This window comes from Nitratireductor sp. CH_MIT9313-5, from assembly GCF_037029545.1.
GTDB lineage: Bacteria > Pseudomonadota > Alphaproteobacteria > Rhizobiales > Rhizobiaceae > Chelativorans.
In genome coordinates this window covers 1-13,121 of sequence record NZ_JAYMER010000005.1, presented here as the reverse complement: position 1 = coordinate 13,121, position 13,121 = coordinate 1, and the positions used below count along the sequence as shown (strand labels likewise).

Here is a 13,121-nt window from a genome sequence, read left to right as displayed (position 1 = left end):
GGCGGGCATTCTCATGATCGCAGGTGCGTTGATGTGGGTCGCGGTGCCAGTGGCACTATTCATCGGCACGATCGGCGCGATATCCGTTTTCAAGGCTGTCTATATCGACAAACGTGAGCTGAAATGCGCCTGTGTCGGCGGCTCAAGCCGCGTGCCACTCGGCTTCGTCTCACTGACGGAAAACCTGATGATGATCGCCATGGCGCTGTGGATGCCCTTCCGCATGGGCGCAGGCATGTGACATCGATGCAGACGGAGAAGGCAACCCTTCTCCGCCCTTTGCGTCAGACCGAACGGGGCGGATAGCCCGCAGCTGCAAGCGCTTGGGAGAAGTCGTCGGCGTCCCTGGCGCTCTCTATCTCGACTTCCTGCTTGCCCAGATCCACTTTTACGCGCGCATCAGGATCGACACCCTTTAGGGTCTTTGTGACCACGGCTTCGCAGTGACCACAGGTCATGTCAGTGACTTTGAACTTGTGCATTCTTTTAGTCCTGCCTCGTTGCTTGTGAGTTGTGTGACAGGGGTAAGGCTTGCCACGGTGGTAAGGTCAAGCCGAAGATTTTTCACCTCCCCCTATTGACCTTCCAATGATTGGAAGCCCTACCTGTTTGTGTAGTTCAATTCCGCTGGAAGGTTTTTCCGATGAACATGCGTCCCGAACTACAACATGAAGAGGCACAGCAAATCCCGATAGAAGGCATGACCTGTGCCTCCTGTGTGCGAAGGGTGGAAACGGCTATTGCCCGTGTGCCGGGTGTTGCGAAAGCTTCTGTCAATCTCGCCACGGAATCTGCCGAGGTAAGATTTCTGCCTGATGCCGACCGCAACGCCGTGGTCACTGCAATCCGCGAAGCCGGTTACGAGGTGCCACAGGCGAGCATGGACCTGCAGATTGAAGGCATGACCTGTGCGTCATGCGTGCGTAGGGTCGAACAGGCACTGCTGGCCGTACCAGGCGTAACCTCTGCGACCGTGAATCTTGCCACTGAAAGCGCCCATGCCACCACCGCGGGCGGCGTATCTGCGAAAGCTCTTCAGGACGCTGTTGCTGCACTTGGATATGAGGCGAAGCTGAAATCCGGCACCGGCAACAGCTCTGCGGAGCGGGAGCATGCCAAGCAGCTTCAATATTCCAGCCTTAAGCGCGACTTCGCTCTGGCAGCAGCTTTGACGCTGCCCCTGTTCGCAGCCGAGATGGGATCGCACTTCATCCCCGGTATGCACGCACTGCTTGGCAGTACGGTTGGGCATGAAAATCTGTACCTAATCTATTTCCTGCTCGCGACGGTGGTTCAGTTCGGCCCGGGTCTGCGCTTCTACCGCAAAGGCATACCGTCACTGCTGCGCCTCTCCCCAGACATGGATTCCCTCGTTGTGCTGGGCTCCACTGCCGCCTGGGGCTATTCGGTTGTGGCCGTTTTCGCCTCAAACCTCCTGCCTGAGGGAACGGCCAATATTTACTTTGAAGCCTCCGCGGTCATCATCACTCTGATCCTGCTTGGCCGCGTTCTCGAAGCACGTGCGAAAGGCCGGACCAGTGAGGCGATCAAGCGCCTGATGAACCTGCAGCCCAAGACCGCTTTGGTGGAGCGCGATGGCCAGTTCGTCGAGCTTGCGCTGGATGATGTTTCCGTCGGCGATGTCATCCGCGTTCGCCCCGGCGATCGCATTCCCGTCGATGGTGAAGTGCTAAGCGGCTCTTCCTTTGTGGATGAGGCGATGATTTCGGGCGAGCCTGCACCAGTCTCCAAGGCAGAAGGCGACGAGGTCATCGGCGGCACCATCAACAAGACCGGCAGTTTCACCTATCGTGCAACAAAGGTGGGTGCCGATACCGTACTATCGCAGATCATAAGCATGGTTGAAGCAGCACAGGGCGCAAAGCTGCCAATCCAGGCGCTTGTCGACCGTGTGACCGCCTATTTCGTGCCGGCCGTGATGCTTGTTGCGCTTGCCACCGTAATTGTCTGGCTTCTCTTTGGACCGGAGCCTGCCCTGACCTTCGCGCTGGTGAACGGCGTTGCGGTACTCATCATCGCCTGCCCATGCGCCATGGGTCTTGCCACTCCAACCTCCATCATGGTCGGCACCGGTCGCGCCGCGGAGTTGGGCGTGCTCTTCCGCAATGGTGATGCTCTGCAGAGTCTGCGCTCTGCCGGCGTCGTTGCGCTCGACAAGACCGGCACTCTGACGCTGGGACGCCCTGCCCTCACCGACCTGAAGGTCGCTGGCGACATGGACCGCGCACGCGTGCTGTCGCTTGTCGCTTCCGCAGAGGCGGGTTCAGAGCATCCGGTCGCAGAGGCGATCGTTGAGGCCGCGCAAAAGGAGAAGCTTCTCGTTTCGCGTGCCGAGAACTTCAATGCTCTGGCCGGCTTCGGCATCGAAGCAAAGGTCGAGGGACACCATATCCATGTGGGCGCAGATCGCCTTATGGAGAAGATCGGTCTTGATGTCAGCCCGCACGCCGCACTCGTGCAGGAATGGGCAAACCAGGCCAAAACGCCGCTCTATGCCGCGATTGACGGAACGCTTGCCGCGATCATCGCCGTGGCCGATCCCGTAAAACCATCTACTCCTGCAGCAATTGATGCCCTACACAGCCTTGGCCTCAAGGTCGCGATGATTACCGGCGACAACCGCCATACGGCCAAGGCCATTGCCACTCGTTTGAAGATTGATGATGTCGTGGCTGAGGTTCTCCCCGATGGCAAGGTGGAAGCAGTAAGGCGCCTGCGCGCGCAACACGGTTCCGTTGCCTTTGTGGGTGACGGCATCAATGATGCACCGGCCCTGGCGGAGGCTGATATCGGCTTGGCCATCGGTACCGGCACCGACATCGCTATTGAAAGCGCGGATGTGGTGCTGATGTCCGGTGATCTGCGGGGCGTTGCCAATGCGTTGGGCCTGTCGCAGGCCACGATCACGAATATCAAGCAAAACCTGTTCTGGGCATTTGCCTATAATGCAAGCTTGATCCCGGTCGCTGCGGGCGTGCTCTACCCCTTCACCGGCACCCTGCTCTCACCGATGCTAGCGGCCGGTGCGATGGCGCTTTCCAGCGTTTTCGTGCTTACCAATGCGCTCAGACTGAAGCGCTTTGAAGCTCCTCTCGCACAAGGAACCCAGCCATGAATATCGGTCAGGCTGCTGAGGCTTCGGGCGTCTCAGCCAAAATGATCCGCTACTACGAGGAAACCCGCCTGATCCGCCCGGCGGACCGGAGCGCTTCGGGATACCGCGTCTATTCCCACGAAGACGTTCACACCTTGCGCTTTATCCGACGGGCAAGGGATCTCGGATTTTCAGTAAAGCAGATAACTCTGCTCCTGAGCCTCTGGCAGGACAAGAACCGTGAGAGCGCGCAGGTCAAGCAGGTGGCGCTGGAACATATCTCCGAGCTCCAGACGAAGATTGAGGAAATGCAGCAGATGATCGATGTGCTGGCCGAATTGGCCGAGAGCTGCCACGGCGACCATCGGCCCAACTGCCCGATCCTCAACAAGCTCGAAGCCTGAAGTCGCGGCGGTGCGGGTCCACCCCGCGCCGCCCCTCTACTTCTGCTTGCTCAGCGCGTCATGGTTCTTTTGAAGTTCTTCCGGCCACTGCGCCTTGATGAAGCTTAGCACCGCGACGATTTCCTCATCGCTCAGCACGCCTTCAAATGCCGGCATGTCGCTCTTGTAGCCCTCGGGCGCGACAGCCTGCACTCCATATTTCGTTAGCTGAAAGAGCAGTTCGTCTGGATGGTGCCAGGTATGGCCTGTGCCGTCATGCGGCGGTGCAGGCATGGTACCCTCGGGCTTGGGTGACCGCCACTCAGGCTCGCCTTCCAGATTGGCTCCGTGACAACTTGCGCAGTGCTCGGCGTAAACCCGCTCCCCACGCGCAACGACCTCCGCATCCTTCGGTTTGAGCAGATAACTCGCGTCTTCCCGCTTTGCGACCAGAAGATATGCACCCGCCAGTAAAACAAGTCCGATGACTAGGGTCACCGCGATCATGAACCTGCTCAATGCCGCCTCCCCTCAGAAGAAAGCCGGCCGCGTTTCGCGCGGCCGACACTCGCTCAATTGCTACCCATCTGCATAAAGACTTTAGCCTCCTTGCCGGGGGAAATTTCCATCACGTCATAACGCGCGGACGGATCGTGTCCCATCCCGAGCGACCCCATCGGCATGCCCGGCACGGCTAGCCCGTGAATATCCGGCTGTTCGGCGCGCAGTTTCGCAAGCGCTTCCAACGGCACATGGCCTTCCACCACATATTTGCGGCCACCCTCGTTGAGAACGCCGGTATGGCAAGAAGCCATCTCGTCACTCACGCCGGCATTCTTCTTGATCATCGTCAGATCGTTGAGGTCCTGCACTTCCACCGAATAGCCAGCATCTTCGAGTGCCTCCACCCACGCGACACAGCAGCCGCATGTGGGGGATTTGAACACTGTCATAGTGGCCTCCGAGGCCACGGCGGGAATGGCGGTGAACAGAAAAGCCGCACTTACCAGTAATTTTAGTTTCATTGTCATACCCTTAGCGCGCCTTGCGTTCAGTTTTGAGCGGCCGCATCATTGACATCAAGTGAACCCACCATTCCGGATTCGTAGTGGCCGGGGATGAGGCAGGCAAACTCGAAATTGCCGCCATTGGTAAAGCTCCAGACAAGCTCGCCCTCTTCGCCCGGCTGCAAGCGAACCGCGTTGGCATCCTCATGATCCATATCCATGTTCGCCATCATCTCCTCTTTGTGGCGCATGAGGTTCTCATGAGTACCAAGCACGAATTCGTGCTCCAGCTCGCCGGTGTTGCGCAGGGCGAAACGGACGGTCTCCCCGCGTTTGACCTCCAGCGAACTCGGGCGAAAAACCATCTCGCCGCTATCGGCTTCGGTAAGTTCCACCGTCACGGTTCGATTGACCTCGGCGCGGTCTCCGGGCTCGCCAACCGGCAACAAGCCATGACCGCCGGCATGTGTGCCTGCCGCCTGTGCGGAAAGGGTGTAAAGAACTGCTGACGCAGTCAGTATCAGATACTTCATCTCGTTCTCTTTATTTCATGATCCCAGGGTTGCCTGCGCTCAAGCGCAGGATGCTCCGGGTCATGCACGCGGAGGACGATGAAGGCTGAAGATGCGTTCTTGCAGCTGGCTGGTCTCAAGACTGTCGGGGCAACTACCCGCCTCGGCTTCCTCAAAAACCGGGCTCGCCGACGGCAAGGCCGCACTGACACAGACCAACCCTGCGCAGCATTGAAACGAAGTTGAATGCTGGGATTTGCCACCAGCTTTATCGGGATCCACCAATGAAGCGCATTGTTGAGAGCGATGATGCTGCATCATCATGCCACAATCTGAATCCCCCGCAGGGAGGGAATGCGCCATGACCGGCTCGGCGAGCGAGAACATTCCCGCAAGAAGAAAGATGCCGATCATGACAAGTCGCTTCAGCAATATGAATCGGTCCCGATGATGATTGTGGCGCTAGGCTAGCAGAAAATGGGGCAACAGAAAGACCAGGCCTTGGAAAGAGGACCCGACATGCGGGTCCTCGAAAGTCGTTACTGCACCGGTCGCCCATCTTTTTCCGCCTCGAAACTGATTGCGACATCGGCATTGGCGGAAAGGCGCACCTTGTCACCTTCAAGATCGGCTACGAGGCTTAATGGGATAAAGTGGTGATGGCCTTCGTGCGAGCCTTCACCGCTATCGGCTTTAGTGAGCTTGATGCGATCGCCTTCCACACGATCCACCGTACCCACATGCACCCCGTCCGCACCAATGACTTCGGCATGTTCCTTGATCTGTGATGAATCAACCATGATTTGCTCCTTGTGTTGTCTTCGCCAAACGCAAGGAGCCCGGCTTTGATCCAAAAAAAACCGCCGCATCCGGTAGGGATGCAGCGGAGATGGAGGAGAACTTGATATTACAGTTTAGCGGCACTGCCGACGCGGACCGCCACCATAAGGCTGGTAGGTGTTGTCTTGGACCCGGTAGGAGCGATAGCGCTCGAAGCAGGACCTGATGTGCTCGCCCGTCAGCTTGCTGCTGCGTTGCACCGTAACACCCTGTGATAGCTGTGCAGTGGTGATGCTGCTGGTATCGGCTGCGGCAATGATCTTTGGGCCTTCGCTCTGTGCCTTGATCTGCTCGGTGAAAGGCGAAACGCATTCGCGCTGCCCACCGCTATAGGGGGTATAGCTGTTCGTCGAACGGCGATAGGAGCGGTACTTGCGATCACACCAGGCCACGTGCTTGGCAACGAGCTTCGGGTCCGGTCCGCTGTAATCGACGGAATCCTCCTGCGAGACGGAACTTGTCTGCATCTCGTCTACATCCTGCGGGCCTTCACTTGCTGCCGCAGAAGCCACCAGTCCACTGCCCTTGCTGTCCTTGCGTTCTTCGGCAGAAGCCACGTCGCGGCCATCGTCACCCTGAGGTTTCTTCACGACCTTCGGCTCCACCGTCCAAGGTACACCGGCATCACGACCGGGATTTTTTACCGGATCGACCGTCTCCGTCGCCAGCATGAAGATTGCCAATGCCGCACCACTGGCAAACACCGTCGAGGAAGCCACAAAGCCACCCATGATCGCCAATAAAATCTTCACGGTTCCCTCCTTGCACTATTGAAGGCAAAATGAAGGCAGGGCCGGATCAGTTCCCGATTTTTTTGTGGCCAATCATCACGTTATCAAATGGGGTAGAGCGGATAAACATTCTATCCGCCCATCAATATTCGCGGAATGCGCGAGCCATGCTGTCGGTGATCGGCTTGGCGAGATACTGGAAAAACGTCCGCTCGTGAGTCTGGATCAGTATCTCCGCGGGCATTCCGGGTGTCGGCGCAAATCCTCTCACGCGCTGCAACTGGTCGTTGGGAATCTCGACACGCGCGATATAGATGTCCTTGCTCGGTGAAGTCGCAGAAGCGGTCACGGCATCTGCCGAAACATACATCACTTTCCCCTCAAGGACCGGCGTCGTGCGCTGATTGAGCGCGCTCAACCGAATGGAAGCAGCCTGTCCCACCCTGACCTCGTCTATCTGCATGCGTGGTACCTGCGCCTCGATGATCAGCGCTTCGTCCGACGGCAAGATCTCCATGATCGCACGACCGCTCTCGATGACGCCGCCGGATGTATGGTAGTAACTCCGGATGACGATCCCTGTGACGGGTGCCTGGATCGAGGTGCGGCCCAATATGGCGCGGGCACTGCGGATCTGTTCACGCACGATGTCCAAGTCAGCCTCGACCGCCTGGATCTCGTCATAGGCCGCTTTTTGGGCACTGTCGCGTACCTGCGCAATCTCCATCCGGTACTTGGCTATCTGTGTCTGCGCGATCCGCCCCTCCGATTCCAGCTGAACGATGTCCCCGTCGGCATCGGCAATGGCACGCTCCAGAAGACGCACGGATGAGCGCGTGATGATGCCCTTCTTGAGCAGGCTTGCCTTGGACGTATATTCATCCTTCAGTATGGCTTGCTGGCGCTGCATCGAATTGACCTGCGCCCCGATGCCTTCCAGCTGAAAGCTCAGCGCCTGAATATTCTCCTCCAGAAGACGGATCTGGTTTTTCTGCTTCAGGAGAGCGGAGGTAAATATCTCCCTCTGGCTGTCATGAATTGCAGCTATATCGGCATCAGCGAGGTTCTCCACCACGGCTTGAGGCGGCTCGAAAGCTTCAGCCCCGCGCGCCTGCGCCTGCAGCCGGGCAAGCATAGCACGCAGACGATGCTCGCGAAGCTCCAGCTGGCGCACATTGGCCAATGCCGCAGTTTCATCGAGCCGGATAAGCTCCTGCCCTTCGCGTACCGTGTCACCCTCATGCGCGAGGATCTCTTCGATGACCCCGCCTTCCAGATGCTGCACGATCTTGTTCTTGCCCGTGGCGACGAAACTGCCGGGCGCGATAATGGCAGAAGCCAGCGGCGCAAAACCTGCCCATGCACCGAACCCGCCGCCCACAAGGATCATCAAGGCGAGTCCCAGAATGGTCTGCTTGCGGATCGAACGCGGCACTTCAGCGTACCATTCGTTGACATCTGTTCTCCTGATCTGCTTCCCGGTCATCAGCTTCCCTCCCCCGGCCTCTCGGGCACCTGGCCCTGTCCGGCGCCCTTGCCGGTCAGAACGTTGAGCACCTGCTGACGCTCACCGAACATGGCGACGGTCCCCGAGTTCAGCACGAGAATCTTGTCGACGTGATTGAGGAGTGCGGTGCGCTGCGTGATCGTCACAACCGTGATGTTCTGCCGCTTTGCATGCGCAAGCGCTTTGGCAAGCGCAACTTCGCCCGGGCTGTCCAGATTGGAGTTGGGCTCATCGAGAACAACCAGCCGCGGATTGCCGAAAAAGGCGCGCGCCAGAGCAATACGCTGCTTCTGACCACCCGACAGCGGCGCTCCGTCACCCGCGACAAATGTTTCATAGCCTTGCGGGAACGAAGCGATCATCTCGTGCACATCGGCAAGCGCTGCTGCTTCGTAGATCTGCTCATCGCTCGCATCGTCGCGCATGCGCGCGATATTCGCCTTTATCGTACCAGGGAAGAGCTGCACATCCTGCGGAAGATAGCCGATATTCTCACCGAACTGGCGCTGATCCCAATTGCGCAAATCCATCAGATCCAGCCGCACGCTGCCCGAAGTGGGAAGAATGGACCCCACCAGCATCTTGCCGAGTGTCGTCTTCCCCGATCCCGAATTGCCGATCACCGCAAGCGATTCACCTGGCATCAGGGTGAAGGAGACGCCGTTGAGAATGACTTTCTTGGTCGGCGGCGGAACATAAAGTACGCGGTCCACATCAAGCCGCCCTTGCGGCGCAGGCAAGAGCAGCCGCTGGAAGTTGAAGGGCGAGGACTGCAAGAGCGACCGGACGCGCTGGAACGAGGCCCGGAACTGGGTGAAGCTGTTCCAGCCTTCGATCGCCCCTTCGATCGGCGTCAACGCGCGGCTTGCGATAATGGACGCGGCAATAACCATGCCGCCGGTCATCTGGTTGTCGATCGCAAGATAGGCGCCCCAGCCAAGCATGCTCACCTGGGTCAAAAGTCGGAACGACTTGGAAAGGCTCGCCAACACGATGTTGCGGTCCTGGGCTCGCACCTGCGACTTCAACGAAAAGGCCGTGTCACGTCCCCAGATCTTCACGGCTTCCGGGATCATAGCCATCGCGTTGATGATCTGCGAATTGCGGGACATGGAATCGACATGCAACGTCGCGCGACTGAGAAATCCGTTTGCCTCGGCGAAATGCTGCGCCGTCATCTTCTGATTTACCAGCGCCACGCTCATCAGGACGAGTGACGACGCGATCACGATCATTCCCAGATGCGGGTGGATAAGAAACACCGCCAGCACAAAAAGCGGAGCGAGTGGTACGTCGAGAAACGACAGCAATGTGCCGGAAGTGATGAAACTGCGGATCTGCTGCAGATCGCCCAGCACCTGATAGTCGCGCGCGGTGCCGTTGAGCGATGATCGCGCTGCGGCGGCAAGGATGGGTCCTCCCAATTGTGCACCCACTTCGACCGCGGTGCGCATCAGAATAAATCTGCGGATCGCGTCAAAGACCATCTGCAGGACGACCGCCGCGGCAACGACGATCGAAAGCATCACCAGCGTATCCACCGAGCGGCTGGTCAGCACCCGGTCAGATATCTGGAAGAGATAGATCGGGATCGCCAGCACCAGAACATTGGTCATGACGGTGAAGAGCATCACCACGGCGATGTTCTTGCGAACCGCCGTCAGGCCGTTCTTGAAGGAGACAGCAAAATCCGGCATCTCCACGCGCTTCTGAAAGCCTCCGGGCGGCCCTCCATTGCCACCACCGCCCGTTGGCGGACGACCTGCACCTCCTCCGCCACCACCGCCATCTCTTGGCCGTGGCTTTCGCGTCAGCGGGCCGGTATCACCGTCAATGACCGGGCCGGTGCGCTTTTCCCTTTGTGGGGGAACGAACTTATCCTCCCTGGACACCGGGTCGGCCTTGGGCTCCGCACGCCCCTGCGCTGGCGCAGCGTTAGCCTTTGCTTCCGGCTGCGGCGTTTGAACTCCGGGTTTCTCCCGGCGAAGCCCCTCTGTCGGCTTGTCGTGCCCCGCTTGGGACTGTGCCGAGTTCAATTGATAAACCTTTGCGGTTTCTCCAACTGGCTGTGTGGATACAGCCTCTTTGGTCTGTTCAGATGCTCCCGCTTTCCCCTCATCCCGTGCAAGCGATTTCAGCTCGCGCACTGCAGCATCGATTTCGGCCATGTTTTCGGCAACCCCCTCTGCCTCTCCCAGTACCGGCTCACATGGTTCCTCTGCCGGGCCAATGGGTTGTTCTGTTCTTCTGAAGGCCATTGTTTCCAAGCCTCTGCATGCTCTCAGGCCAGCATGGACTGAAGCACGTCATTGTTGCTCATGGTGTCGATGCCCGTGGGTAATGCCGGGAGATCCGTGTCGACACTCGGTTCCTCCGTGACATCAAGAAACGCCACGACTTCCGTTGCCAGCTTGCTGCCGGGATTGGCGAAGTGGTCGATTGAAACATCCACCAGTTCCGCCTGCACCAGAACGGCGTCCGAATAGATCTTGCCACCAACCTGCGCGACCTTCCCGACCATGTCGTAGTCGATGATCTTCGCCTTGTTGGCCAGCACGTTGCTGCCGGTGGACAGGGTCCAACTCGTGCCGTTTGCATTCTCGGCCACGCTCTGATGGATTGCGAGATGATCGGAATCGCCGACTATGTTGATCTGCTCGATCACCCGGAAGTCGAAGACGCTGCCCGATATGTAGAGCACCTCCAGTCCACCTGCGCCGACAAAATCCGGATCGTTCTTGAAGCCCTCAGGCATCTTGTTGTTGCCGGATGCCAGATTTTCGACGGCCTGCTTGTAGTGTCCGCTCAAACCCGTTTGCCAGGTGCCGGCGCCTACATTCAGGATCGATGCTTCGTTCCAGAGGATATTGTGGCCACTGTCCACCTTGACCGAGGCAGTACCCGTGCCTTGCGCGTGAATGACATCATTGTCGAGCAGAATATTGGTCTGCATGATGACATTGCCGTCATAGACAGAACCACCCACCACGACCAGATCGTAAAAGCGTCCGATATCTGTGAAGCTCAGCTTGTTGTAGCCGTCATTCAACCCGGTTGAGAAATTCGTCCACGTGCCGATCGAGGTCAGCACCTGCGTGTCGTGGTCGGAGGTGTAGGAATATTGGCTGATCCAATCGAGGAAGAACATGTCGCTGTCGAAATAGCTGACCTTCCAGTATTCCGGCTGCTCAGTTCCCTCATAGAACGGTGACCCGGCATGGGTCTCGTAATCGGTGTTGGTGACCTTCGCGATATTCTTGACGATATTGCCGCCCGAAGCCGTCAATTTCCCGGTGGATGCTCCACCGCCGGCCAATTCTCCACCGAAGCTGTCCTTGTCGCGCAACACATTCGTCTGGATGATCGCATCAATAGAATGATAATCACCAGAAACGACCATCGACCCGGGCGCCAATCCTGCATTGATGATCGTGACTTCGTTGATGCTCTTGTTGCCACCACTCGTCACATCCATGCTCGTCGGGGTCTTGGACGCATCGATGGAAATCGAAGCCGAGGTGGCGTCCACACTCTTGGTAACTCCGGGGACCGGGACCTCTTCTGACAGATCGTCATCCGAACTTACCGCGAAGGCAGGCATCTCATCAGTGCCGGCATCTTCGGGGCCATGCAACTTTTCGATCTCGGCAGCGAGATCCGGCTCCTCATCCGAAAGAGCTCCATTGACATGCTGCCCCTGGACCGAGCTGCCGTGAGCGACATGAACCTTGTCCATGCCCACGACCGAGCTCTCTTCAAAGGCCTGCGAGGTGGCAACCACTTCATGGAAGATCGCCTCGACCTCCCCCGGGGATTTCATAGCAGAAGCATCTGCGATGGGTGCGGAGACAGAGACTGCCTGCAGTACAAGGCTCTCAAGCTCCAGATGTGAGGCGGTGCGGTCGACAGGACCTTCAATCACACCATCTACGGCCAGAATGTCATCGTCGTGCAAGCGACGTATCTGAGACACCATCATGATGGTCGATCCGGGCGGCTCATAGAACGGCTCCGGCTCCGGAGCAGCAAATGCCGGCAATGGTGCGGTTGCCGGATCTGGCGGTGAGATCTCCGGCACCGGCGGAAGATCAACCTCCACCAGTTCCACGGTGATCTTCAACTCGGCTGCGTGATCGTAAACGGGATAATCGGGAGGCTGGTAGGATACCGCCTCGCCATATGGGTCCAGTTTCAGCTTCTCGGAAAATGGTGCGGAGCGGGCTTGGGGTGTCGGATCGACGGATTTAGCGGCCTCTTCGCGCCGAAACTCATGGTAATCCGACCGAAAACGCAGGTCTTCCACACGGATATGAAAATAGCCGATGAAATGGGCCACAACCTCGGTGATATGGTCACTAGGAGTAAACAAGGCGGGCCTCCCGCAGGATTTCGCTAAAAAAGATGCGGCCCGCGCGAAATCGCGCGGGCCTGTCTTGTTGAGGCGATCAGATGCTGTCGCCTGACGAGGAGTTGTCGTCCATGGAACCGCCGACGACTGTTGCGTCGAAGTCGTTCTGCTGCAGGTTCGCACCCATCACGACTTCCATGTTGAAGGCGCTGCCGCCGGAGCTGGCACGACCATCAGCAATTGCCGTGATCTCGGTTCCGTTGTGACCGCCGGTGGAGTTGCCACCACCTACGCCGTCCCAGCTACCCGATACATCAGCTGTTTGAGCGAAGGCCTGGGTGTTGAAGTTGCCACTATTGTCTTGGCCGAAGTTCTGCAGATTGTCGTGATCGACAATGTCGGCAACCTGGCTGACTGCGAAGGCAACATTTCCACCGCCGCCACCGAAAGCGCCGTTAAAGACGTTTTCGAAGTTCACATCGATCTCGCCGAATTTCTGGCTGGAGTCGTTGTGCGAATCCGACATCGACTTGTCATTGAACGCATCCGTCAACGCCACATCGATATCCACATGAGTGGAAGCGTCGTTGTTGGTGTCCGGGTTCAGCACCAATGAGACAATTTCGGCTTAACGGATAGAGGAGGATTTCTGGCTCATCGTAGCCCTTCAAGGAGCGA

13 protein-coding genes and 1 pseudogene are annotated in these 13,121 nt (G+C 58.1%); 3 read left to right on the top strand and 11 right to left on the bottom strand.

Features of this window, described 5'->3' with window-relative positions; translation table 11 throughout:
* Positions 1-241: pseudogene (locus WA367_RS00360) on the top strand (glutaredoxin); the annotation flags it as partial.
* Between the two features lie 43 nt (positions 242-284).
* Here the strand turns inward: WA367_RS00360 and WA367_RS00355 are convergent.
* The gene (locus tag WA367_RS00355) at positions 285-482 is read right to left on the bottom strand and encodes a heavy-metal-associated domain-containing protein (RefSeq protein WP_336054908.1); all 198 of its coding nucleotides are present in this window, start codon (positions 480-482) and stop codon (positions 285-287) included.
* Between the two features lie 161 nt (positions 483-643).
* Here WA367_RS00355 and WA367_RS00350 point away from each other — a divergent pair, with 161 nt between their 5' ends.
* Both WA367_RS00350 and cueR read left to right on the top strand, forming a co-directional pair.
* Positions 644-3,136 (top strand): heavy metal translocating P-type ATPase, encoded by a 2,493-nt coding sequence (locus tag WA367_RS00350; protein ID WP_442935508.1) that lies wholly within the window; start codon positions 644-646, stop codon positions 3,134-3,136.
* A complete protein-coding gene (gene cueR, locus WA367_RS00345) occupies positions 3,133-3,519 on the top strand; it encodes a Cu(I)-responsive transcriptional regulator (protein ID WP_336054907.1) in 387 nt (128 codons plus the stop codon). The genes WA367_RS00350 and cueR overlap by 4 nt, the downstream gene beginning before the upstream one ends.
* 36 nt (positions 3,520-3,555) lie before the next feature.
* Here cueR and WA367_RS00340 read toward each other — a convergent pair whose 3' ends face one another.
* The 10 genes from WA367_RS00340 to WA367_RS00295 all read right to left on the bottom strand — a co-directional run bounded on the left by WA367_RS00340 (position 3,556) and on the right by WA367_RS00295 (position 13,056).
* Positions 3,556-4,017, bottom strand: coding sequence for a c-type cytochrome (locus WA367_RS00340; protein ID WP_336054906.1), 462 nt, complete (start codon positions 4,015-4,017; stop codon positions 3,556-3,558).
* Between the two features lie 53 nt (positions 4,018-4,070).
* Positions 4,071-4,451 carry a DUF411 domain-containing protein gene (locus WA367_RS00335; protein WP_336054905.1) on the bottom strand — a complete coding sequence of 127 codons (381 nt, stop codon included), beginning with the start codon at positions 4,449-4,451 and terminating at the stop codon, positions 4,071-4,073.
* Between the two features lie 98 nt (positions 4,452-4,549).
* Entirely contained in the window at positions 4,550-5,038 is a 489-nt protein-coding gene (locus tag WA367_RS00330; RefSeq protein ID WP_336054904.1) for a cupredoxin domain-containing protein, read from the bottom strand.
* A 60-nt stretch (positions 5,039-5,098) separates the two neighbouring features.
* Positions 5,099-5,431: a hypothetical protein gene (locus WA367_RS00325; RefSeq protein ID WP_336054903.1), complete on the bottom strand. Its 333-nt coding sequence runs from the start codon at positions 5,429-5,431 to the stop codon at positions 5,099-5,101.
* A gap of 125 nt (positions 5,432-5,556) precedes the next feature.
* Positions 5,557-5,817 carry a DUF2171 domain-containing protein gene (locus tag WA367_RS00320; RefSeq protein ID WP_336054902.1) on the bottom strand — a complete coding sequence of 87 codons (261 nt, stop codon included), beginning with the start codon at positions 5,815-5,817 and terminating at the stop codon, positions 5,557-5,559.
* 114 nt (positions 5,818-5,931) lie between these two features.
* Positions 5,932-6,609: a BA14K family protein gene (locus WA367_RS00315; RefSeq protein WP_336054901.1), complete on the bottom strand. Its 678-nt coding sequence runs from the start codon at positions 6,607-6,609 to the stop codon at positions 5,932-5,934.
* Between the two features lie 121 nt (positions 6,610-6,730).
* Positions 6,731-8,074, bottom strand: a complete 1,344-nt coding sequence (locus WA367_RS00310; protein ID WP_336054900.1) for an HlyD family type I secretion periplasmic adaptor subunit — start codon at positions 8,072-8,074, stop codon at positions 6,731-6,733.
* Positions 8,074-10,263, bottom strand: coding sequence for a type I secretion system permease/ATPase (locus tag WA367_RS00305; RefSeq protein WP_336054899.1), 2,190 nt, complete (start codon positions 10,261-10,263; stop codon positions 8,074-8,076). The genes WA367_RS00310 and WA367_RS00305 overlap by 1 nt, the downstream gene beginning before the upstream one ends.
* A gap of 113 nt (positions 10,264-10,376) precedes the next feature.
* Positions 10,377-12,464, bottom strand: coding sequence for a hypothetical protein (locus WA367_RS00300; RefSeq protein WP_336054898.1), 2,088 nt, complete (start codon positions 12,462-12,464; stop codon positions 10,377-10,379).
* Between the two features lie 76 nt (positions 12,465-12,540).
* A complete protein-coding gene (locus tag WA367_RS00295) occupies positions 12,541-13,056 on the bottom strand; it encodes a hypothetical protein (RefSeq protein WP_336054897.1) in 516 nt (171 codons plus the stop codon).
* Positions 13,057-13,121: the final 65 nt, after the last annotated feature.